This is a genomic window from Orlajensenia leifsoniae (assembly GCF_004570845.1).
Lineage (GTDB): Bacteria > Actinomycetota > Actinomycetes > Actinomycetales > Microbacteriaceae > Orlajensenia > Orlajensenia leifsoniae.
The window spans coordinates 459,399-480,332 of sequence record NZ_SPQZ01000003.1 but is presented as its reverse complement, the minus strand read 5'-3'; the positions used below and the strand labels follow the sequence as shown (position 1 = coordinate 480,332).

25 protein-coding genes are annotated in these 20,934 nt (G+C 70.1%); 13 read left to right on the top strand and 12 right to left on the bottom strand.

Translation table 11 applies throughout. The annotated features are described in order from the left end of the window. Nucleotides 1–15 precede the first annotated feature (15 nt). The 4 genes from E4M00_RS10165 (at nucleotide 16) to E4M00_RS10150 (ending at nucleotide 2,774) form a co-directional block, all read left to right on the top strand. Complete coding sequence (locus E4M00_RS10165) at nucleotides 16–573, top strand: TetR/AcrR family transcriptional regulator (RefSeq protein ID WP_135120343.1); 558 nt, start codon at nucleotides 16–18, stop codon at nucleotides 571–573. Between the two features lie 52 nt (nucleotides 574–625). Further along, complete coding sequence (locus tag E4M00_RS10160) at nucleotides 626–1,594, top strand: LLM class flavin-dependent oxidoreductase (RefSeq protein ID WP_240037007.1); 969 nt, start codon at nucleotides 626–628, stop codon at nucleotides 1,592–1,594. A gap of 36 nt (nucleotides 1,595–1,630) precedes the next feature. Further along, complete coding sequence (locus E4M00_RS10155; RefSeq protein WP_135120340.1) at nucleotides 1,631–1,831, top strand: helix-hairpin-helix domain-containing protein; 201 nt, start codon at nucleotides 1,631–1,633, stop codon at nucleotides 1,829–1,831. Nucleotides 1,832–1,907: 76 nt separating this feature from the next. After that, nucleotides 1,908–2,774, top strand: coding sequence for an AraC family transcriptional regulator (locus tag E4M00_RS10150; RefSeq protein ID WP_135120338.1), 867 nt, complete (start codon nucleotides 1,908–1,910; stop codon nucleotides 2,772–2,774). Nucleotides 2,775–2,828: 54 nt separating this feature from the next. Here E4M00_RS10150 and E4M00_RS10145 read toward each other — a convergent pair whose 3' ends face one another. Together E4M00_RS10145 and E4M00_RS10140 are read right to left on the bottom strand one after the other, a co-directional pair. Then, entirely contained in the window at nucleotides 2,829–3,239 is a 411-nt protein-coding gene (locus tag E4M00_RS10145) for a PPOX class F420-dependent oxidoreductase (RefSeq protein WP_135120337.1), read from the bottom strand. A gap of 142 nt (nucleotides 3,240–3,381) precedes the next feature. Then, nucleotides 3,382–4,320: an alpha/beta hydrolase gene (locus E4M00_RS10140; protein ID WP_135120335.1), complete on the bottom strand. Its 939-nt coding sequence runs from the start codon at nucleotides 4,318–4,320 to the stop codon at nucleotides 3,382–3,384. 93 nt (nucleotides 4,321–4,413) lie between these two features. Here E4M00_RS10140 and E4M00_RS10135 point away from each other — a divergent pair, with 93 nt between their 5' ends. The 4 genes from E4M00_RS10135 to E4M00_RS10120 all read left to right on the top strand — a co-directional run bounded on the left by E4M00_RS10135 (nucleotide 4,414) and on the right by E4M00_RS10120 (nucleotide 6,338). Continuing rightward, nucleotides 4,414–4,800, top strand: coding sequence for a DUF1801 domain-containing protein (locus E4M00_RS10135; RefSeq protein WP_135120334.1), 387 nt, complete (start codon nucleotides 4,414–4,416; stop codon nucleotides 4,798–4,800). A gap of 91 nt (nucleotides 4,801–4,891) precedes the next feature. Then, nucleotides 4,892–5,338 (top strand): hypothetical protein, encoded by a 447-nt coding sequence (locus E4M00_RS10130; protein WP_135120332.1) that lies wholly within the window; start codon nucleotides 4,892–4,894, stop codon nucleotides 5,336–5,338. A gap of 19 nt (nucleotides 5,339–5,357) precedes the next feature. Next, nucleotides 5,358–5,453 carry a Rho termination factor N-terminal domain-containing protein gene (locus E4M00_RS10125; RefSeq protein ID WP_275668189.1) on the top strand — a complete coding sequence of 32 codons (96 nt, stop codon included), beginning with the start codon at nucleotides 5,358–5,360 and terminating at the stop codon, nucleotides 5,451–5,453. Between the two features lie 33 nt (nucleotides 5,454–5,486). Further along, on the top strand, nucleotides 5,487–6,338 hold the full coding sequence (locus E4M00_RS10120) for a transposase (protein ID WP_135120330.1): 852 nt from the start codon (nucleotides 5,487–5,489) through the stop codon (nucleotides 6,336–6,338). 146 nt (nucleotides 6,339–6,484) lie between these two features. On the opposite strand, the gene E4M00_RS10115 is transcribed toward E4M00_RS10120, so the two are convergent. Then, nucleotides 6,485–7,438 carry an aldo/keto reductase gene (locus E4M00_RS10115; protein ID WP_135120328.1) on the bottom strand — a complete coding sequence of 318 codons (954 nt, stop codon included), beginning with the start codon at nucleotides 7,436–7,438 and terminating at the stop codon, nucleotides 6,485–6,487. 222 nt (nucleotides 7,439–7,660) lie between these two features. Between E4M00_RS10115 and E4M00_RS10110 the strand changes: the two genes are divergently transcribed. Further along, on the top strand, nucleotides 7,661–9,952 hold the full coding sequence (locus tag E4M00_RS10110) for an LLM class flavin-dependent oxidoreductase (RefSeq protein ID WP_135120326.1): 2,292 nt from the start codon (nucleotides 7,661–7,663) through the stop codon (nucleotides 9,950–9,952). 4 nt (nucleotides 9,953–9,956) lie between these two features. On the opposite strand, the gene E4M00_RS10105 is transcribed toward E4M00_RS10110, so the two are convergent. Genes E4M00_RS10105 through E4M00_RS10095 form a run of 4 tightly spaced genes read right to left on the bottom strand, consistent with a single transcriptional unit; the run spans nucleotide 9,957 to nucleotide 11,660 of the window. Next, nucleotides 9,957–10,439, bottom strand: a complete 483-nt coding sequence (locus E4M00_RS10105) for a MarR family winged helix-turn-helix transcriptional regulator (protein WP_135120325.1) — start codon at nucleotides 10,437–10,439, stop codon at nucleotides 9,957–9,959. Beyond that, a complete protein-coding gene (locus E4M00_RS10100; RefSeq protein ID WP_167756868.1) occupies nucleotides 10,436–11,260 on the bottom strand; it encodes a potassium channel family protein in 825 nt (274 codons plus the stop codon). Before E4M00_RS10100 ends, E4M00_RS10105 begins: the two co-directional genes overlap by 4 nt. 43 nt (nucleotides 11,261–11,303) lie before the next feature. Then, nucleotides 11,304–11,456, bottom strand: coding sequence for a hypothetical protein (locus tag E4M00_RS17850; RefSeq protein ID WP_167756867.1), 153 nt, complete (start codon nucleotides 11,454–11,456; stop codon nucleotides 11,304–11,306). Nucleotides 11,457–11,459: 3 nt separating this feature from the next. Further along, nucleotides 11,460–11,660: a hypothetical protein gene (locus E4M00_RS10095; protein ID WP_135120321.1), complete on the bottom strand. Its 201-nt coding sequence runs from the start codon at nucleotides 11,658–11,660 to the stop codon at nucleotides 11,460–11,462. A gap of 133 nt (nucleotides 11,661–11,793) precedes the next feature. Between E4M00_RS10095 and glgX the strand changes: the two genes are divergently transcribed. Together glgX and E4M00_RS10085 are read left to right on the top strand one after the other, a co-directional pair. Further along, nucleotides 11,794–13,833, top strand: coding sequence for a glycogen debranching protein GlgX (glgX, locus tag E4M00_RS10090; RefSeq protein ID WP_193555572.1), 2,040 nt, complete (start codon nucleotides 11,794–11,796; stop codon nucleotides 13,831–13,833). A 33-nt stretch (nucleotides 13,834–13,866) separates the two neighbouring features. Beyond that, on the top strand, nucleotides 13,867–14,091 hold the full coding sequence (locus E4M00_RS10085; RefSeq protein WP_056170202.1) for a hypothetical protein: 225 nt from the start codon (nucleotides 13,867–13,869) through the stop codon (nucleotides 14,089–14,091). 41 nt (nucleotides 14,092–14,132) lie between these two features. On the opposite strand, the gene E4M00_RS10080 is transcribed toward E4M00_RS10085, so the two are convergent. Next, entirely contained in the window at nucleotides 14,133–15,188 is a 1,056-nt protein-coding gene (locus E4M00_RS10080) for a serine/threonine-protein kinase (RefSeq protein WP_167756866.1), read from the bottom strand. A 344-nt stretch (nucleotides 15,189–15,532) separates the two neighbouring features. On the opposite strand from E4M00_RS10080, the gene E4M00_RS10075 reads away from it, so the two are divergent. Beyond that, nucleotides 15,533–15,874 carry a DUF7882 family protein gene (locus E4M00_RS10075; RefSeq protein ID WP_056170197.1) on the top strand — a complete coding sequence of 114 codons (342 nt, stop codon included), beginning with the start codon at nucleotides 15,533–15,535 and terminating at the stop codon, nucleotides 15,872–15,874. A 43-nt stretch (nucleotides 15,875–15,917) separates the two neighbouring features. After that, entirely contained in the window at nucleotides 15,918–16,469 is a 552-nt protein-coding gene (locus E4M00_RS10070) for a Dps family protein (protein WP_056170192.1), read from the top strand. A 49-nt stretch (nucleotides 16,470–16,518) separates the two neighbouring features. On the opposite strand, the gene E4M00_RS10065 is transcribed toward E4M00_RS10070, so the two are convergent. Genes E4M00_RS10065 through E4M00_RS10050 form a run of 4 tightly spaced genes read right to left on the bottom strand, consistent with a single transcriptional unit; the run spans nucleotide 16,519 to nucleotide 20,828 of the window. Then, entirely contained in the window at nucleotides 16,519–17,412 is an 894-nt protein-coding gene (locus E4M00_RS10065) for an SDR family oxidoreductase (protein ID WP_167756865.1), read from the bottom strand. Beyond that, complete coding sequence (locus tag E4M00_RS10060) at nucleotides 17,405–18,244, bottom strand: glycosyltransferase (RefSeq protein ID WP_240037003.1); 840 nt, start codon at nucleotides 18,242–18,244, stop codon at nucleotides 17,405–17,407. Before E4M00_RS10060 ends, E4M00_RS10065 begins: the two co-directional genes overlap by 8 nt. Continuing rightward, complete coding sequence (locus E4M00_RS10055) at nucleotides 18,241–19,686, bottom strand: bifunctional PIG-L family deacetylase/class I SAM-dependent methyltransferase (protein WP_240037001.1); 1,446 nt, start codon at nucleotides 19,684–19,686, stop codon at nucleotides 18,241–18,243. The genes E4M00_RS10060 and E4M00_RS10055 overlap by 4 nt, the downstream gene beginning before the upstream one ends. Further along, nucleotides 19,683–20,828: an acyl-CoA dehydrogenase gene (locus tag E4M00_RS10050; protein WP_240036999.1), complete on the bottom strand. Its 1,146-nt coding sequence runs from the start codon at nucleotides 20,826–20,828 to the stop codon at nucleotides 19,683–19,685. The genes E4M00_RS10055 and E4M00_RS10050 overlap by 4 nt, the downstream gene beginning before the upstream one ends. Nucleotides 20,829–20,934 lie beyond the last annotated feature (106 nt).

Sequence of the window (20,934 nt, the reverse complement as noted above, 5' to 3'; positions counted from 1 at the left end):
TGTACGCTAACACTCGTGACTGAGAAACCGAAGGCGAATCGCGGACCCAGTGCCGGCCCCGCGAATCGGGCCGCCCTCATCGCGGCAGCACGCGAGGTCTTCTCCGAATCCGGGCTCGACGCCCCGCTCAGCGCGGTGGCGAAGCGGGCCGACGTCGGTCAGGGCAGCCTCTACCGGCACTTCCCCGATCGCATCGCCCTCGCGGTCGCGGTGTTCGACGACAACATCGCCGAACTCGAGACCCTCGCTGCGGCATCCGACTCCACCCTCGTCGAACTCTTCGACGGCATCGCCGAGCAGGCCATGAGCTCGACGGCGCTCATCGAGCTCACCGCGGCTGCGCGCCACGACGAACGCGCCGAACACCTCGCCAGCCGCATGACGACGCTGGTCGACGCCCTCGTCATCCGCGATCGGGCCTCGGGCCGCATCCGTTCCGCCGTGACGACCGAAGACGTGATGCTCGCCATCGGCATGCTCGCGTTCCTTCTGGCGAAGACGGATGCGGACGACCGCCCCCATGTGGCGGAGCGTGCGCGGGGCATCTTCCGCGCGGCCTTCACCGAGGGGTGAGCGGAGGAATCAGCGGCGCCGAGCGCTCCGACCCCGCTGCTAGCGTGGCGAGGTGACCGAATCTCAAGGCGCCGCCGTCGCCGTCATGCTCCCCCGCGACCTGCCCGCCGCCGACATCATCCCCTTCGCCCGCAGAGCCGAGGAGCTCGGGTTCGCCGAGCTCTGGGTGGTCGAAGACCTGGGCTTCCGGGGCGGCATCGCGCAGGCCGCCTCAGTTCTCGCCTCGACGTCGCGCATCGTGCTGGGCATCGGCATCCTCCCGGCCGGCGCCCGCAACGCCGTCTTCGCCGCCATGGAACTCGCCACGCTCGAGCAGCTGTTCCCGGGACGCCTGGTGGCAGGCATCGGGCACGGGATGCCGCACTGGATGCGGTCGATCGGCGCCTGGCCGGCCAGCCCGCTCACCCTGCTCGAGGAGTACCTCACGACAGTGCGCGGCCTGCTCGCCGGGCAGCGCATCGATACCGCTGACTCGGCTCGCTACGTGAAGCTGACTGACGCCGCCCTCGAGCCGTCGTCGATTCCGGATGCCGCCCCGCCCGTGCTCGCGGGCGTGCGCGGACCCAAGTCGCTGGCCGTCTCAGGCCGTGCCGCCGACGGAACGATCCTCGCCGAGCCGGCCGGCCCCGAGTACGCGCGCGCCGCCCTCGGGCACATCGCTGCCGCGGGGCCGCACCGGCTCGTGACCTTCAACATCGGCTCGGTGCATCCGGATGCCACCGCCGCCATCGACGCCGCCCGACCCGGCCTCGCGGCCATCGGTGAGCCCGACTGGGCGCCCCACATCGAGCCGATGCCGTTCGCGGCCGAGTTCGCCGCGCTCCGGGCCGACTGCGCCTCGGGCGAGGACTTCGTCGAACGGATGCCGGCCGACTGGGTGCCGCAGCTGGCCCTCGCCGGCACGGCCGCGCAGGTGCGGGACAGGCTGGCCGAGCTCTCGGCCGCGGGAGTGACCAGCAGTGTGTTCATCCCCGTGGGCGACCCGTTCGAGGCGTTGGAGTCGCTCGCGACGGTGCTGTGATCGGCGCGTGACAACGCGAGGGAGGGAGGAGCAGCCATGACGGACGACGAATCGGAATTCCCGCCGTCACTGGGGAAGGTGGCCCGACGGGTACTCGCCGTGCACGGCTTCACGCGCTACGAGCAGTTGTCGGGCGTGTCCGCGGCGGAGCTGTCGGCCCTGCACGGCGTCGGCCCCAAGGCGATCCGCATCCTCCGTGAGGGGCTGGCGGAGCGCGGGTCGAGCTTGCACGAGTGAGCCCGATCGAATCGGACCGGAGAGATCGGGTGCGGGCGTCGCCGGACGCGCAGGCTTGATGACGAAGGGGGACACCGTGATCGCAGCTCTGAACCAGGTCGTCGAGTACGTCGAGGATCACCTCACCGAGGAGATCGACATCGCCGCCCTCGCGATCAGCCTGGGCACGACGGAGTACCACCTCCGCCGGATGTTCTCGTCGCTCGCCGGGATGCCGCTGTCGGAGTACATCCGGCGACGCCGCATGGCCGTCGCCGCCGCCGACGTGCTCGGTGACGGCGAGCTGCTGGGAATCGCCGTGCGGTACGGCTACGGCTCCACCGAGGCCTTCGGTCGAGCATTCCGAGCGGTTCACGGCACCGGCCCCGGCGACGTCCGCCGAGACGGCGGCCCCCTTCGTACGCAACCACAGCTCAGGTTCCGCCTGACCGTAGAAGGGAACACCACCATGGACACTCGAATCATCGATCGGCCCGCATTCCGACTCGTCGGGCACTCGGCTCGTGTGCCGCTCTTTCACTCCGGCGTGAATCCGCACATCCAGGCGCACATCATGGCCCTTCCGGCGTCGGAGCACGCTCGACTCAAGGAACTGAGCAACACGGATCCGGCTGGTCTCCTCCAGGTGAGCGCCGACGTCGACCCCGACTACACGGAGGGCAGCGAACTGACCTACCTCCATGGCGTCGCCGTCACCGAGGAGACACCGGTGCCCGCAGAGCTCGACGCGATCGAGGTTCCGGCCGGGACGTGGGCGGTGTTCCACACCGAGGGCGACTATCCGGGAGCGCTGCAGTCCACCTGGGCCGCCACGGCGACAGATTGGTTCCCGTCGAACCCGTGGCGACTCCGTCCGGGGCCTTCGATCGTGGCGGTGCTCGACCGCGCGGCCGACTTCAGCACGGCCACCTGCGAGTTGTGGCTCCCGGTGGAACGGGCCTGATCGACAGTGATCGCGGCGCGGCGGGGTGTCGACCACGCTCGCGCGACGGCCGGCCTACTTCTCGAGCAGGCCGGCCGATCCGAGCACCTTCGTGACGGTGATCGCGATGACCACGCGGAGAGGATTGGGCTGCGGCTGGCGGTAGCGCGCGGCATAGCGCTCGACGGCATCCGCGACGCTCTCGGGATCGCGGAGGATCTCCGCCTTCCCGGCGAGGGAGAGCCACTGGGGACCCTCGACCTGGCCGATGGTGGCGATCACGCTGCGTTCGACGTTGCGCACCTTCTGCGACGGGCCGGAGGTGATGATGCGCGCGATGAGCTCGCCCGAGCCTCGCTGCTCCACCGTGAAGCCCACGGCGACGACGTGGATGCCGCCGTCAGGCGCGATCGTCGAGAGCGTGGCGAGGTGTCGGTCGGTGACGAAGGCGAGTCCGTCGGGGCTGAGGCGGGCGAGTTTCGTCATCGGATCCATCATGCCCCGGATGCCGCCTCGTACCCGCTCGCTGAGGGCCGAGCGGAGCGACCGCCCGAAGCGCCTGGAGCCGCAGCCCACCAACGCGCTTCGAGCGCGGACTTCGTCCGGCCCTCAGCGAACGGGTCGGAGGTCAGCGCGGGGTATCCGCGAACAGTGCCCGCTTCAGCACCTCGGCCTGCATCCGCCAGAAATCGCGCGACACGTTCGCCTTGCGGAAGACGGCGTCGAAGCCGTGCGGAGCGCCTGGAATCGTCACGACCTCGCACGCCACCCCGCTCGCGCTGAGCCGGTCGGCGTAGGCCAGGTCCTCGTCGTGGAACAGGTCGAGCGTGCCCACGCCGATCCACGCCGGCGGCAGCCCCGCGAGGTCCTCCCGGCGGGCGGGCGCTGCGTAGTGCGATACGCCGTCCGAGCCGGGCTCGGCGCCGAGATACGACGTCCATCCGAAGCGGTTGCTCCCCGGCGACCAGATGCGCACGTTGCGCGTGTCCATGTCGGTGCGCAGCACGGTGCGGTCGTCGAGCATCGGATAGACGAGCAACTGGAACGCCGGAGCGACCTCGCCCTTGTCGTGCGCATACAGCACGAGCCCGGCGGCAAGTCCGCCTCCGGCACTCGCCCCGCCGATCGCGATCCTCGTCGGGTCGATTCCATGCTCCTCCGCGTGCGCGAACACCCAGCGCAGCCCGGCATAGGCGTCTTCGACTGCCGCTGGCGACGGATGCTGCGGGGCCAGCCGATAGCGCAGGGCCACCACCGTGATGCCCAGGGAGCGGGCGAACCCGATGCTCGACGTCTCGTCCTGTTCCGGCGACCCGCTGATGAAGCCACCGCCGTGGATCCAGAACAGCGCGGGCGCCGCGCCCTCCGCGGCACGCGGCCGGTACACCCGCAGCGACACCGGGCCGGCACCATCGGGTCCGGGCACGGTCACGTTCTCGATCATGACGTCGTCAGGGGCGTCCGGAACCCGCGGCTTCGCCTTCTGCATGAGGCGGGCCAGGCGCGGCCCGAACGAGAACTTCGGCACGTAGCGCGCGATGGCGAGATCCGGGTGGAAAGCCGACATGCATCCTCCTCGATGGGGCGGAAGGCCATCCTGCCACGGACCGGACAGTGAAGTCCGGAGCTCCTCGCTCGGCGGGCGCTGCATACTGGCAGCATGCAGCCCGAGCCCCGCTCCGACGTCGACGTCTGGTTCGACGAACTCGATCATCCGCTGACGGATGCCGCCCTCCGCCTGCGCGCGGCCATCCTCGGCATCTCGCCCGGCATCGTCGAGTCGATCAAGTGGAAGGCGCCGAACTTCGCCACCGCCGACGACTTCGCCACCTTCAGCCTGCGCCGACCGAACGCCGTGCGGGTGATCCTGCACACCGGAGCCAAGCCGAAGCCCGAGCATCCGGAGATCGTGATCGACGACCCCAGCGGACTCGCGAAGCGGCTCGATCGCAACCGCTTCGTCGTCACGATCACTAGCGAGCAGCAGGCCACGGACGCCGAGCCTGCCTTCGTCGCCCTCGTTCGCTCGTGGGTCGACCAGCTCTGAGCCGGCACCCCGCGCGGGTCAGTGGCCCCCGGAGTCGGGTGGCGAGCTGGTGCCGCTCCGTGTCACGATCGGCTGAACGGATAGGGGCACCATGACGCAGACGAGCGCGATCACGCCAGTGCCGAAGACGCCCTGGTATCGGCGCACCGCACCCCCTCAGTTGGGCGATCTGGCGACGGGGCTGTGGTTCATGGGCCACGCCCAGCTGTACCTCGCCGCGATCGGGCTCGTCATCGGCGTGGTGGGCGTCGTGGGCCTCGTCGGCACCATCGCGATCAGCATCGGAACGGGAGCACATGCACCGTTCGACTGGCCGATCACCGCCATGCTGGCGCTGCCCTTCGCAGCTGCATTCCTCTTCTCGGGCCTGACGCTCCGCGTCGTCGCGACGATCGTCGATGCCCGCGCGACTCCCGTCGGTCGCGCTGCCACGACGCTGGGCATGATGGTGCTCATGGCGGGGGGCGCCTACGCGATCGTCGCCATAGGCATCGGCATCGTCGTCATCGGGTCGTATGTGCTCGCCCAATCGTTCTGACGCGGAATCGGGCGTGACGATGCCCGAGCTGTGGAAGCGCGCGAAGGAGATCGGCATCACCGGCTCCTCGGGCAAGCGCAAGAAGGACCTGATCGACGCACTGCGCGGACACTGAGCGCTCCGCCGCCGAACGCGGGAGGATGGGCGCATGCCTGATGACGCGCTGATCGCCGCGGCCGACGAGCTCTACGCCCTCGCTCCGAGCGATTTCACGGCGGCGCGCAACAGCCGGGCACAGGCGGTGCGGGGCGACGATCGCGCGCTGTCGGAGAGCATCCGTGCCCTCAAGAAGCCGACGCCTGCTGCCTGGCTCGTGAACCAGCTGGTGCGCCACCGCACAGCCGAGCTGCGCGAGGTGCTCGACCTCGGGGACGAGCTGCGCGACGCCCAGGAGCGCCGCGACGGCCCCGAGCTGTCGCGCCTCACCCGCACACGCCGCACGGCCGTGGCCGGGCTCGGGCGGGAGGCGGCCGCCCTGGCCGAGGAGCTCGGCGCGTCCGTCGGGCGCCCCACCCTCGACGAGGTGGAGCAGACCGTGACGGCCGGCATCGCGGATGCCGCGGCGACGGATGCCGTGCTCTCGGGCCGCCTGCTGCGAGCGCTGATGACGGTGGGCTTCGACCCCGTCGACCTCGACGGAGCCGTGGCCGGCGGGCCGGCGCCGGTGGCGCAGCCGATGCGACCCGTCGAGGACATCGCGGTGCGTCGCGAGAAGAAGCGGCGCGAACAGGCTGCGAACGAGGCCGACAAGGCTGCGGCATCCGCTCGCCGTGCCCTCGACGACGCCGAGGGGAAGATCGCGACGGCCGAGCGCCGCCGCGAGGAGGCCGAGCACGACCGCGACGACCTCGAGGAGCGGCTACGCCTGGCGTCGAAGAAGCTCACGGCAGCCGAAAAGGACCTGTCGGCGCGGGAGGACGAGCGCGACAGGGCTGCTGCTGCCCTGAAGCGCGCGGACTCCGTGGCCCAGGCCGCCCGCGCCGAGCTCGACGAGCACTGACGCCGCCGCGACCGCCGCACATCAGCGCGAGAACAGGCCGGATCGGCCTGATCGGGCCGAAACAGGCCGAACGGGCCTGTTCTGGCGCATCCGGTCTGTTCCCGTGCCGGTCGAGTCGACGCCGCGGCGGTCGATCCGGCTGGCGCCTAGGCGGCCTCGGACAGCGCTGCGGATGCGGCGTCGAGTGTCGCGATCTCGTCGTCGGTCAGCGTCAGCTCGGCGACGGCGAGCAGCTCGGGCAACTGCTCGACCGTGCGGGCGCTGGCGAGAGGCGCGACGACGGTGGGCTTGGCGAGCAGCCAGGCGAGCGCCGTCGTGGCGAGCGCTGCGTCGTGCGCCGCCGCGACCTCGTCGAGCGCGCTGATCACGGCGAGGCCGTTCTCATCGAGGTAGCCGCCCACTCCCCCGGCACGCGCCGCGCCCTCGAGGTCGGCCGCGGTGCGGTACTTGCCGGTGAGGAAGCCGCTGGCGAGCGAGAAGTAGGGCACGACGCCGAGGTCGTGCGCGGCTGCGACCGGTGCCAGGTCGCTCTCGAACGGCTCCCGGTGCACGAGGTTGTAGTGCGGCTGCAGGGCGACCGGCAGGGCGAAGCCCTCCCGGGTGGCGATGTCGATCCACTCCTGCACCCGGGCGGCCGAGTAGTTCGAGACGCCCACGTAGCGGATCTTGCCGGCGGTCACGAGGGCATCGAAGGCTGCGACGGTCTCCTCGAGCGGGGTGTCGGCGTCGTCGAAGTGCGCGTAGTAGAGGTCGATGTGGTCGGTGCCGAGGCGGGCGAGCGATGCCTCGGACGCCGCGGTGATGTTGAACGACGACAATCCCGTGAAGTCGGGGTGCTGGCTCACCTTGGTGCCGATCACCACGTCGTCGCGGTTGCCGCGGGTGCGCATCCACTCGCCGATGATCGTCTCGGACTCGCCGCCCGAGTTGCCGGGAACCCAGGACGAGTAGCCGTCGGCCGTGTCGATGAAGTTGCCGCCGCCGGCCGTGAACGCGTCGAGCACGGCGTGGGACGTCGCGGCGTCCGAGGTCCAGCCGAAGGTGTTGCCTCCGAGGGCGAGCGGGAAGATGTCGAGGTCGGACGATCCGATGGTGGGCATGCAGCGGCCTTTCGTCAGGGATGGGGCTCCTCGTGGCAACCGAGGCCGACGGTGGAGCATTCCCGGTTGGCCGACGCTCGCTCGCCCCCCGCTCGCTGAGGGCCGAGCGCAGCGACCGCCCGAAGCGCGCCGGGGCGCCGGGACGTTCGGACGCGGGGCTGCGCCCCATCCTCAACGAACGGATCACCGCGAACACCGAATTGGTTGATGTATCATCTTTCCATGCACTACGGCCACGCCCTCGAGTTCGGTACCTTCATCACCCCGTCGCACGACCCCGCCCTCGGGCCTGTCGCCCGGGCGCAGCTGAGCGAGCAGTTCGGCTTCGACCTCGTCACCTTCCAGGACCACCCCTACCAGCCGGCCTTCCACGACACGTGGACCCTGATGACCTGGGTGGCGGCGCAGACCGAGCGCATCCGCATCGCGCCGAACGTGCTCAACGTTCCGTTGCGTCCGGCCGCCGTCACGGCGCGCGCCGCCGCGAGCCTCGACCTGCTCTCGGGAGGGCGCTTCGAGCTCGCCCTCGGCGCGGGCGGCTTCTGGGACGCGATCGAGGCGATGGGCGGCCGGCGCCTCACGCCGGGCCAGGCCGTCGACGCTCTCAGCGAGGCGATCGACGTGATCCGTGGCATCTGGGACGTGAACGACCGCAGTGTGCTGCGCCTCGATGGCGACTACTACAGCCTCGACGGCGCCAAGCGCGGCCCGGCACCGGCCCACGACATCCCGCTCTGGATCGGAGCCCTCAAGCCCCGGATGCTGCGCCTCATCGGGCGCAAGGGCGACGGCTGGCTGCCCTCGCTCGCCTACCTCAAGCCCGGCGACCTCGCCCGCGGCAACGCGACGATCGACGAGGCGGCCCTGGGCGCCGGGCGCGATCCGCGCGAGATCCGGCGGCTCGTGAACATCATGGGCCGCTTCACGCCGTCGAACGGCGGCTTCCTCACCGGACCGAGCGCCCAGTGGGTCGACGAGCTGCTGCCCTACGTGCTCGACGACGGCGTGGGCACCTTCATCCTCGCCAGCGACGACCCCGGCACGATGCAGCGCTTCGCCGAGGACGTCGCACCGGCACTCCGCGAGGCGGTCGACGCCGAGCTGGCGTCGCGCGGCACCGGTGCCGCGACACCGGGCGCACGCGTGCGCAGCACCACGGCGCTCTCGAAGCGCCGGGACGGCATCGACTACGACTCCGTGCCGGCCTCGCTCGCGGCATCCGTCATCGAACCGGGCGACGTGAAGTTCTCGCGCGTGCGCTCCACCTACATGCGCGGCGGTTCGCCCGGCATCGTGCTGCCGGTACGCTCGACGGCCGAGGTCGTCGAGGCCGTGGCCTTCGCGCGCGCTCACCCGTCGATTCCCCTCGCCGTGCGCAGCGGCGGGCACGGCATCAGCGGTCGGTCGACGAACGACGGCGGCATCGTCATCGATCTGTCGGCCATGAACGCGATCGAGGTGACGGATGCCGCCAGCCGGCGAGTGCGCCTCGAGCCCGGCGCCCGCTGGATGGATGTCGCCGCCGCGCTCGGCGAGCACGGCTGGGCGCTGAGCTCCGGCGACTACGGCGGAGTCGGCGTCGGCGGGCTGGCCACGGCCGGCGGCATCGGCTTCCTGGTGCGCGAGCACGGCCTCACGATCGACCACCTGCGCGCTGTCGAGATGGTGCTCGCCGACGGCTCGGTCGTGCGCGCCAGCGACGAGGAGAACCCCGAACTGTTCTGGGCCGTTCGGGGCGCCGGGGCGAACTTCGGCATCGTCACGTCGTTCGAGTTCGAGGTCGACGAGGTCGGTGACGTGGGGTGGGCCCAGCTCACCTTCGACGCCTCAGACACCGCCCGCTTCCTCGAGCGCTGGGGCGCGTTGGTGGAGAACGCACCGCGGGATCTCACCAGCTTCGTGCTCGTCGCTCCGCCCCGCGGCGGGCGCGGCGCGACGGCCATCGTCTTCGCCATGGTCGACTCGCCCGACCCCGAGGTGATCATGGATCGACTGAATCCCTTCGTCGATCTGGGTCCGCTGATCGACCAGTCGGTGGTGCTCACGAGCTACGCGGGCGTCATGGCCAATGCGAGCGACGCCGCCCACAACGGCCAGGGAGAGCCCACCTCGAGGTCGGGGCTGCTCGAGCACGTCGATGCGGACTTCGCGGAGGCCGCGGCCGAGCTCATCTCCGGCGGCGCGGTGCACTTCTTCCAGATCCGTGCGGCCGGAGGCGCCGTGGGTGATGTCGCCCCGGATGCCACCGCCTACGCCCATCGCTCGGCGAACTTCTCCGTCGTCGCCATCGGGTCGAGCCGCGAGCGCGTCGATGCCGCCTGGGACCAGCTGCTCGCCCACTTCACCGGGCTCTACCTGAGCTTCGACACCGACCTGCGGCCGGAGAGGGTGACGGATGCCTTCCCTCCGGCGACGCTTGCCCGCCTCCGGGCGCTCAAGGCCGAGATCGACCCGCAGAACGTGTTCAGAGACAACTTCAACGTGGTCGAGCGGAGAGAGGGTGCCGCTCGCTGAGGGCCTACCGCCCGTGCACCGGCTCCGGCGCATCCTCCGCCAGACGCTCCAGCACCGCGCTCGAGATCGAGCTCAACGCCGCCAACTGCTCGGCGGAGAGCACGTCGCCGAAGTAGCGCGACACGGCGGCGGCGTGGCACCCGCGCGCAGCGGCGATGGCCGCTCGACCGGCATCCGTCAGCACGATCGTCGTGCCACGGGCGTCTTCGATGCAGGCCTCCTTGGCGACGAGGCCCCTCGATTCCATGCGGCGCAGCTGGTGCGAGAGCCGGCTCTTCTCCCAGTCGAGACCGCAGCGCAACGCGAGGGCGCGCAGCGACTTGTCCTCCGACTCGTCGAGGGCGAAGAGGATGTCGAAGTCGGCCTCGGAGAGTCCGGTCGACTGCGTCAGCTCCCGGTTGATGCGGCCGGTGAGCTGCGTGCGCAGACGCTGGAATGACGCCCACGCCTCGTCGACGTCGGCAACAGCAGTCTCGGTGGTGCTCATTCCTCGATTCTAAACTGGTTGACGCCATCATCCAGTCGTTGGGCGGCAGCCTGGAGTCCGGGGAACTCCGAACCCTCGGGCGGCTTGGGTCGGGCTGCAGGGTCGGCACCGGTCATGGGAGTCGCGGCGTCCGGCACCGGCGCATGCGGGTGCAACTTCGCCATGCGCTCGCTCAGGTAGGAGATGACGATCGCGGACGCCGTGCCCACGATGGCGACTCCGCCCACCATGAGCAGGACCGCGTAGCAGCGGCCGATGAACGTGATCGGGTAGGCGTCGCCGTAGCCGACCGTCGCCAGCGTCACGCACGCCCACCAGATGGATTCGCCGAACGATGTGATGGTCGCCCCCGGCGCATCCCGCTCGACGTGCAGGGTGGCGAGAGCGATGAAATAGACGAACGTGATCGTGAAGGCACTCGCGTAGGTGATCACCTCCGCACGGATCGACGCCCCGGTGTGCCTCCGGAAGTACGGCACGTCGCGGAGCAGCGCGAGCACTCGCAGTGCCCGGAACAGCGGCAGGATCGTCGAGAGGAGGTCGATCGGGTTCCCTCGCACGAATGCCCACCGCCGAGTGCGCGGGGTGAGCAGCAGGCGAACGAGATAGTCGATGACGAAGAGGGTCCAGGTGGCGATCAACTCGACGGTGATGACTGTCCGCAGCCACGGGGGCGCATCCGGAACCAGCACCCAGATGGAATAGAACAGGATGAACCCCATGCCGAGCACCACGAGCGGCATGGTGGTGAAGGATTCCCAGCGCTTGCGGCGTTCGATGCCGCGGGCGAGGTCATCCGAGGGTGCAACGGATTCCGTCATGCCCATCACGGTAGACGGTAGACCGCCAGCCGGATAGGAGGATCTAGCCCGATTCGCCGCCGGGCTCGGTGGCGTCGATGGTGTCCTGCTCGACGGCGATGTCGGCCTCCGGCTCGGCCGGGGACCCGGGGTTGGCGCCGTTGGCCACGTCGGGGTCGTCGGGCAGGGGCGGTCGCGTGCTGTCCGTGTCGCTCACGATCTAGCCCGCGGGGTTCTCGGGCTCGCCGTGCACGTCGACGTCCTCGCCGCCACCGGTGTCTGCCCCGGTCGTCGTGCCGTCGGTGTCGGGCGCGTGGCCGCCGGACTTCCCAGCCTGGTTCCGCGCGTTGTCGGCGGCGTCGGCGGCGTTGGAGGCCTGTCCCTGCTGAACGTCGTCGCGGTCGTTGTCTGCATCCGTCATGGAGTCTCTTCCTGTCGCTTGCAGCGAGCGTAAGCCCGGTGCCGAGACACCGGCAGGGGGCTTGACAATCTCGTGCCGATCGGCGGTGCCCCTTCGTCACACACGCGTCATCCGTCCGCTGCATACTGGGGCCATGATTCCCGCACGATCTCTCCCCTACCCGCTCGGTGTGACCCTCGTCGAGGGCGGGGTGGGCGTCGCCGTCTACTCCGAGACAGCGGATGCCGTCTACTTCTGCGTCTTCGGTGACGACGGCGAGCAGCGCACCGAACTCTCGGAGCGCACCGGCCACGTCTTCCACGGCCTCGTGGAGGGCGTCGGTGTCGGTGCTCGCTACGGGCTGCGAGTCGACGGCCCGTGGGATCCGGAGAACGGTCTGCGGCACAACGTGCACAAGCTGCTGCTCGACCCGCACGCACGCGCCGTCGAGGGCGAGTACAGCTGGGGCCAGGAGGTCTTCGGCCACAACCACGCCGACCCGCTCATCATGGACGAGTCCGACGACGCGGCCTGCGTTCCGCGCTGCGTCATCGTCGACCCGGCGTTCGACTGGGGCGATGACGCACCGCCCGCCATCCCGTTGGCCGACACTGTGGTCTACGAGACGCACGTGAAGGGATTCACCAAGCTCCACCCCGACGTGCCGGAGAACATCCAGGGCACTTACGCCGGCCTCGCGCATCCCGCAGCGATCGAGCACCTCACGTCGCTCGGCGTCACCGCCGTCGAGCTCATGCCGGTGCACCAGTTCGTGCAGGACAGCCACCTCATCGAGAAGGGCCTGCGCAACTACTGGGGCTACAACTCCATCGGCTTCTTCGCGCCGCACGGCGAGTACTCCGCCGCCGGCGACGACGGCAGCCAGGTGAGCGAGTTCAAGTACATGGTGAAGTCGCTGCACGCCGCAGGACTCGAGGTCATCCTCGACGTCGTCTACAACCACACGGCCGAGGGCAACCACCTCGGCCCCACGCTGAGCTTCAAGGGCATCGACAACGCCTCCTACTACCGCCTCGTCGACGGCGACCGGGGGAACTACTTCGACACCACCGGAACCGGCAACAGCCTGAACGTCGGTCACCCGGCGGCCCTCGGCCTCATCATGGACTCCCTGCGCTACTGGGTCACCGAGATGCACGTCGACGGCTTCCGCTTCGACCTCGCGACCACCCTCACCCGCCAGGACGGCGACGCAGAACTGCACAGCGCCTTCCTCACCCTGATCGAGCAGGACCCGACCCTCGCCGGCGTGAAGATGATCGCCGAGCCGTGGGACACCGCCGGCTACCAGGTGGGCGGCTTCCCGGCTACCTGGTCGGAGTGGAACGGCAAGTACCGCGACGACGTGCGCGACTTCTGGCACGGTGCCGATGGCGTGCTCGGCACCCTCGCGCAGCGCGTGCTCGGCAGCCCCGACGTCTACGAGGAGTCCCGGCGGTCGCCGCTGTCGAGCGTGAACTTCATCACGGCGCACGACGGCTTCACGCTGGCGGACCTCACGTCCTACGCCAAGAAGCACAACGCCGCGAACGGCGAGGACAACAAGGACGGCGAGGACGACAACCGCTCCTCGAACAACGGCGCCGAGGGTCCGACCGACAACGAGGCCGTCAACGAGCGCCGCGCCCGCCAACGCCGCAACTTCCTCGCGACGCTCCTCCTGTCGGCGGGCGTTCCGATGCTGCTCGGCGGCGACGAGCTCGGCCGCACCCAGGGTGGCAACAACAACGCGTACTGCCAGGACGACGAGATCTCGTGGTTCGACTGGTCGGCGACGGATGCCGATCTGCTGGCGTTCACGAAGAGCCTCATCGCGATCCGCCGCGACAATCCGGCGCTGCGGCCGCCGTGGTTCCGCCAGGCGCCGGAGCACGGCGACACGGACACCGTCGTCGTCCTCAGGTCGGACGCCAAGCCGTTCGCCGACAGCGACTGGGACAATCCGGACGCCCGCTCCATCCTGTTCGTGCTGCAGCACGCCGGTGCCGACACGTTCGCGCTGGCGCTGAACGCTGCCGAGAACGGCGTCGAGTTCACCCTCCCGGCGCCTCCCGGAGAGGCGTGGGAGCTCGTGGCGAGCAGCGATCCGGAGCAGGCCGTCACCGCCCGGAGCGAGACCATGATCGTGCGCGACGTCTCCTTCACCCTGCTGCGGTCGACGTCAACCCCCTGATGGGTTCCCAGCCGCGCTGCCTAGTCTGGCGACATGACTGACGACAACGGCACCCAGGACAGCCCCATCCAGGACGGCAGCGACGAGGCGGGCCAGGACGAGAAGTTGCGCGGCCTCGTGGCACAGATCCGGCACGACTTCCACAGCGGCGTGAGCCCCGACCCCGAGGAGGACCTGCGCCGACGGCTCGGAGACTCCGGCATCGAGCTCTCCGACGACGAGTTCGCCACCGTTCTCGCCGACATCAGGGCGGAGTAGGCACGGGGCCGAGTAGTCCCGGGGCCGAGTAGTCCCGGGGGTCACCCCCAGACGTGCAGGCCCAGCAACAGCCCGATCACCAGACCGATCACGGCGTTGGCGACGGCCACGAGGGCGATGAAGCGCATCGAGCCCGTGCGCGGGCCGGCGGCATCCGTTCCATCGAAGGAACCGGCCCGCGATTCGGCGCCTCGTGAACGACGAGCCCGACGTCCACTGCCGGCAGTTCGCGACGCGATGATCGACGCCCGGATGAAGTCGCGCATGGTGGCGGCGACGTCGTGGGCCGTCGGTCGCGCCGCCGGGTCGTCGAGCGTCATGGCCGTCAGCAGCCGCACCCACTCCTCGGGCAGCCCCTCGGGCACCCGGGGCGAGCGGTGCAGGCGCTCCAGCGCGGCCTCGAGCGGTGCGCCGCGGTACTCCCGCTCGCCCGTGATCGCCTCGAGCAGCACGAGACCCAGCGAGTAGATGTCGCTCGGCGTTCCCACGTCTTCGCCGCGCGCCTGCTCCGGCGAGATGTACGAGGCGGTGCCGAGAACCGAGTCGTGGTTCGTGAAGCGCGAGCCGTCGATGAACTGGGCGATGCCGAAGTCCGCGAGCTTGGCGATGAGCGTGTAGCCGTAGGCCGCATCATCGGTGACCAGGACGTTGTCGGGCTTCACGTCGCGGTGCACGATGTCGCGGCTGTGCACGTAGGCGAGGGCGTCTGCCACCTGGGCGCCGATGTCGGCCACCTGTCGGTGCGTCGGGATGCCGGCACGGATGCGCGCCGCGAGCGAGCGCCCGGCCACGTACTCCATGGCGATGAAGCGACGCGGGCGACCGCGGTCGTTGAACGTGCCTGCGTCGTAGATCTCCACCAGGCCCGGGTGATGGAGCGCGCCGAGAAGCTGGATCTCCCGCTCACGGCGCAGCTCATCGAACGGATTGTCGGCACCATCGCGGAACAGCTTGATGGCCAGCTCGCGGCCGAGCTCCCTGTCTCGCGCCCTGTAGACCTCGGCCATACCGCCGCTGCCGAGGTGCTCGAGGAACTCGTACCGCGACGTGGACTGTCGTGTCGGCTCGCCACTCGGCTTGTCGATCGAATCGAGCAACGTCATCTCCTGGAGAAGCACCCGGTCGGCCCGGCCGGACGGCCGACGACTTCGTAGCGACGTGGTCGGGGACCGAGCGCAGAACACAGGTGTCGATAGATAGCTCTGCATGGATCGACACCCATTGTCAAGGGTCTGCAGAGGGAGTTGCCGGTTCCGTAAAGTGATGCATCGATCGGGTTCTGGGTGGATTCCCGATCGCGCGGGCTCGTGCGTATCGCCGAGTCAGCCGCGGCCCCTCTCCTCAGGCGAGGGGCCGCGCTTCCCTTTCAGATTCCCTTCTCGCCGAGCTGTCGCGAGCGGTTGTTCGGCGTTCCCGCCGGGTTAGGCGTACTCTCACTCTCGTGGGCCTCCTCTACTACGGCGAGATGTCATCGCCCCTCGAATTCGACGACAGGTTGCTCGCGCACCTCAAGGTCGCGATCACCCAGAAGCTGCGGCGCGGCGAATCGTTCACCCTGTCCTGGGTGCACCCTCCCGGACGCGAAGGCGGCCGCACGTCCCTCTGGATCGATCCCGCCAGCTTCATCCGTTGGGAGTTCGAGACCGCGACCACCCCCGAGATCAACACGGAGTGGATCGAACGGCTGCTGCGCGCAGCCAGCACCACCGGCGGCATGGTCATCGTCGGCGAGGACCCCACGGCCCCGCCCACCGCAGCACAGGCAGCAGCGGTCTCCGAATAGCAACCCCCTGCACTGCCTCCCCGGGCGGGAGTAGCGTCGAAGCATGACTACGACAGCAGAACGCCCCACCACCACGACGGCTCCCGCCGGAGCCGGCGCGAAGCTCACCCGGCGTCAGAACGCCGAGAAGGGCTTCACGGCCTCGAAGAAGCTGACCGACGCGCTCCAGGAGGTTCTCGTCGACCTCATCGAGTTGCACCTCCAGGGCAAGCAGGCCCACTGGAACGTCGTCGGCAAGAACTTCCGCGACCTGCACCTGCAGCTCGATGAGATCATCGACGACGCCCGCGAATTCAGCGATGTCGTCGCCGAGCGGATGCGGGCACTCCACGGACTGCCCGACGGACGCAGCGACACGGTGGCCGCCACGACCACGCTGCCCGAGTACCCGCACGGCGAGGTCCTCACCACCGACACGGTCGACCTGATCACCCAGCGCCTCGAGGCGACCGTCGGGACGATGCGCCGCGTGCACGACGACGTCGACGAGGAGGACCCGACCAGCGCCGACGTTCTCCACGCCATCATCGAGAAGCTCGAGCAGTACGCCTGGATGGTCAGCGCCGAGAACCGCACGCCGGCGAAGAAGCGCTAGTCGAACACCCCGGTCGCTGAGGCGCTTCGGGCGGTCGCTCCGCTCGGCCCTAGTGCCCCGCCTGCCCGCCGTTCACGATGATCGTCTCGCCACTCGTGTAGCTCGCCTCCTGCGAGGCGAGGTAGACGTAGGTCGAGGCCAACTCGGCCGGCTGGCCGGGGCGCTTGAACGGGGTCTGCTCGCCGAAGGACGTCAGCTTGTCGAGCGGCACCGACGACGGCTGCAGCGGCGTCCAGAACGGTCCCGGTGCCACACCGTTGACGCGGATGCCGCGCTCGGCCAGCTGCTCGGCCATCGCGCGCGTGAAGTTCACGATCCCGGCCTTCGAGACCGCGTACTCCACGAGCTGCGGCGACGGCTGGAAGCCCTGGATCGACGACGTGGTGATGATCGCGGCTCCAGGCTCGAAGTGCTCGAGCGAGGCCTTCGTCAGCCAGAACAGCGAGTGCACGTTCGTGCGCAGGGTCTTGTCGAGCACCTCGGTGCTGAAGTCCTCGATGCCCTCGACGGTCTGCATGTCGCCGGCAACCATGACGAGCAGGTCGAGGCCGCCGAGCTGTGATGCGGCATCCGTCACCGCGGTGCCGCAGAACGCCTCGTCACTGATGTCTCCCGGAAACAGCGCGGCCGTGCGACCGGCCTCGGCCACGAGGGCCGCGGTGCTCTCGGCGTCGGTCTGCTCCTCGGGCAGGTAGACGAGCGCGACGTCGGCGCCCTCTCGGGCGAAGGCGATGGCGACGGCCCGCCCGATGCCGGAGTCAGCACCCGTGATGAGTGCCCGTCGACCCTGCAGCCGACCGTGGCCGATGTACGTCTTCTCGCCGTGATCGGGAACGGGGTCCATCTCGAAGGTGAGCCCGGGCTCGGGCTGCTTCTGCTCGGGGAATGGCGGCTGCGGGTAGGCGTCGAGCGGGTTGCGCGGGGCGTAGGGGTTCTCAGACACGGGTGATGCTCTCCTCGATCGTGGATTCGGCTGCGGGGTCGGCACCGGAATCGGTGCCGTGGTCGGCGACAGGGTCGACGGGGTCTGCGACGGGCGGGAGTGTCGACATCAGGTGGTGCGCGTAGCCGCCGGGCGAGCGACCGACCAGCCGGCCCGAGGTGAGAACCCAGCATTCATCGGTGTCGACCTCGCGTGTCTCCGGGTTCGCGCGCAGGCTCTCGACCAGCAGCACGTCCTCGTGCTCGGCGAGCGAAGCGAAGCCGCCGGCGGCCAGATAGCTCGCACCGCGCACGCCGAGGTTGGCCCCGTGCACGTGGCCCCCGGCGTGACCGAGAACATGGGTCGACATCCACACGGCGGTCTGCTCGGCCGTGAGGTCGGCGAAATCGGGGCGCACGGTTCCGACCATCAGGTCGGCGCCGTCCTCGGCCAGGGCGAGCTGGGTCGTGAGCCAGGTGCGGGGCACCGCGGAGTCCGCGTCGGTGTTCGCGATCCAGATGTGCGCCGCATCCGTCAGCGCACGGTTCCGGGCTCCCGCCTCGGCGACGCGTGCGAAGACGGCGGCCACCCCGGCGGCTCGCGCCATGCCCACGTTGCGCGTCGAGGTGGTGAGCACCTCGAACCCCGAGGCAGCGGCGATCGCCGCCGAGCCATCGGTGCAGGCGTCCAGAACCAGAACGACGTAGACGGCCGGCGGATGCCGGTGCTGCACGGCGAGTTCGTCGAGGGCCTCCCGCAGCGCTGCCAGGCAGCGCGGCAGCAGTGCCTCCTCGTCGTTGACGGGGATCACCACGCCGATCGCGTCGACGACATCCCGCCAGAGCCCGCTCACAGGAGCCCCGTCTCGCGGGCGACCGAATCGCCCGGCGGGCGGCGGAAGACCTCGAGAACGAAGTCCTCCTCGCGGTGCAGCACCGTGCCGACGAGTTCGGACCGAGCCGAGATGGCCGCGTGCACGTCGTCACCGGAGAGCGGATACTCCATAACAGGATGCCGCCAGTGGCACGCGACGAGGGTTCCGTCGTCGCTCAGCGCGCCGATCGCGCGGTCGAGAGCGGTGTCGAGGTCGGCGCGGCTCCAGTAGTAGCCGACCTCGGAGAGCACGACGAGGTCGAACTCGCCCTCCGGCCACTCCTCGGGAACGCGCAGCTGGCGCAGCTCGACGTGCGTGCTGTCCGCCAGGCGCTCACCGGCCACACGCAGGGGCGCGGCCGCGATGTCGACGCCGAGCAGGGATGCGCTGCGCGCGGCCAGGGCCTCGGTGAGCTTGCCCGTCGAGCAGCCGATCTCGAGAGTGCGTGCGTACTGCTCCCGCGGCAGCGAGGCGAGCACCACGGCGCGCTTGCGCTTCTCGTACCAGCGGGTCTCGAATCCCCACGGATCGTCGCGTCCGGCGTAGAAGTCATCGAAGAAGTCGCGGTCGAGCGTTCCGGATGCGGCATCCACCGATGACGTGTCCGTTGTCGCGGCCTCCGCGGATGTGGTCGCCGCGGCAGCGTCGGATCCCGACGTCGGAGAGTGGCCCTTCCCATCGGCGAAGAACACCTCGAACGGGCGCTCGAAGTGACTGCGCATCTCGACGCCGATCACGGCCTCGTCGCCCGCTCGGTCGGAGAGCGGAGCGGTCTGGCTGACGTGTTCGATGAGCGCCGAGCTCTTGGCCATGCGCGTCTCCGAATCGAGGTCGATGGCGACCATGTCGCCCCAGGGCAGCTTGTCGTCGTCGGGGCGGCCCCAGTGCCACATCCAGATGGGGTACTCGAGCAGCTGACTGCCCGTCCTCTCGGCCGCGGCGCGTGCTGCAACGCTCGCAGCACGGTGGTCGGGGTGGCCGTCGCCGCTCCACGGCGACACGATCGTCGCCGAGCTGCCGGCCTTCTCGATCACGTCGACGATGCAGTCCGCGACCTCGTCGACGTGGCCCCGGAGCTGGCCGTCGGCGATCTCGCAGTGGTGGATCTCGGCATCCGGGGCCAGGTGGTCGATCGCCTTGCGCATCTCGCGACGACGGATGCGGCTGAGTTGCCAGGGCGTGTGCGTCGGCGACGCCGGGTGCGAACCCTCGCCGTCCGTCGCCACGACGATGGTGACGTGACCCCCATCGCGAGCGACGTTCTCGATGAGTCCGCCTGCACCCAGGGTCTCGTCGTCGGGGTGGGCCGCCAGCACCACGAGGTGCTCAATGGGCCCGGCGTAGCGCGGCAGGCGCTGCCAGCGATCGGCATCCGCCCACTCGGACTCCAGCGTGCCGGTCTGGGAACTGTCGAACGTCACCACGGTGCACCTCCAGCCTCGAGCAACGCGCGGCCGAGGGCCGCTTCGTCGCGTTCTGCATGGTGTTGTCTCAGGTAGATCTGCAGGTCGGCCACGCGTCTCGCGTGGGCGTCGTCGGCCACGAGCGGAAGCGGTCCCATGCCGTGGTTCACATGCTCGAGAGTGGTCTCGGCGGCGGCGACCACGATGGAGCGCACCCGTTTGGCTGTCACGCTCGGGCGATCTGCCGGCTTCGCGGCGCCGTCGACGATCAGGGCCGTCGCGGCCAGGGCCAGTCGAGCGCTCTCGACGGCGATGTCGACGGCACCGAGATGGGCCAGACCGATCTGGTCGGGCTCCCGCGCCTCGGATGCCGCGTACAGGGTGCGGGCGAGCCCGACTGTGCCGCCCCACCAGCAGGCGGCCACCCCCACGCCGCCCCAGGCGAAGCCCGGGCGCTGCAGGTACCAGCCGTCGTCGCCGATCGGGATCGCGGGCACGGCAGTGAAGGTCACCGGAGCGCTCACGATGTCGGAGAGTCCGCGCGAGACCCAGGGCCCGGCGGATGCCACCACTCCTCGATCGCGCAGATCGACGGCGAACAGCCGCCGGCCGACCTCGGTGTGGGCCGTGACGAGGGCGTGACTGAGCGTGCCGGCCAGCGAGCACCACGGCTTCACGCCGCTGAGCTGCCAACCGGATGCGGAGTGCTCGGCGGTGACCTTCTGGCCCGGACCCTCGGCGGCGAAGACGCCCCACGTGCTGTCGGCGCTCGCACCGATGCCGTCGAGTGACGTGGCGACGTCGCCCAGCCCGGCCTGGTCGAGGATGGCGAGGGCGTCGAGGTGGGGCTCGAGCATGCGCGCGAGGCTCAGGTCGACGGCGGCCACCGAGGCGAGGAGTTCCCACACCAGGGCGGTGTCACCGAAGCCCGGCCGAGGTGTCTCGGCGCCGATTCGCGCGCACCAGGCCAACGATGCGCTCAGCCCGGCCGAGTGCTCGGGCATCGAGGCGAGGGCGTTCTCGAGGACGGACGAGTGTTCCTGCCAGTCCAGGGCGCCCAGCGAGACCGGCCGCGGCGACTGCGGCGTCGGCGCCGTCCGCCCGGCGGGTTCGACCGCACTCGGGGCCGGATCGGCGATGGACAGAGTCTGGGGCAGCATCTGAGGAGACTACGTGGGGGCTCCGCGCACTGGCAGGGGGTTGACGCGGCGGCATCCGTCACCTTCACTGTCGTCAATCCGCTGGAGATGTGCACGGAACGGCGGA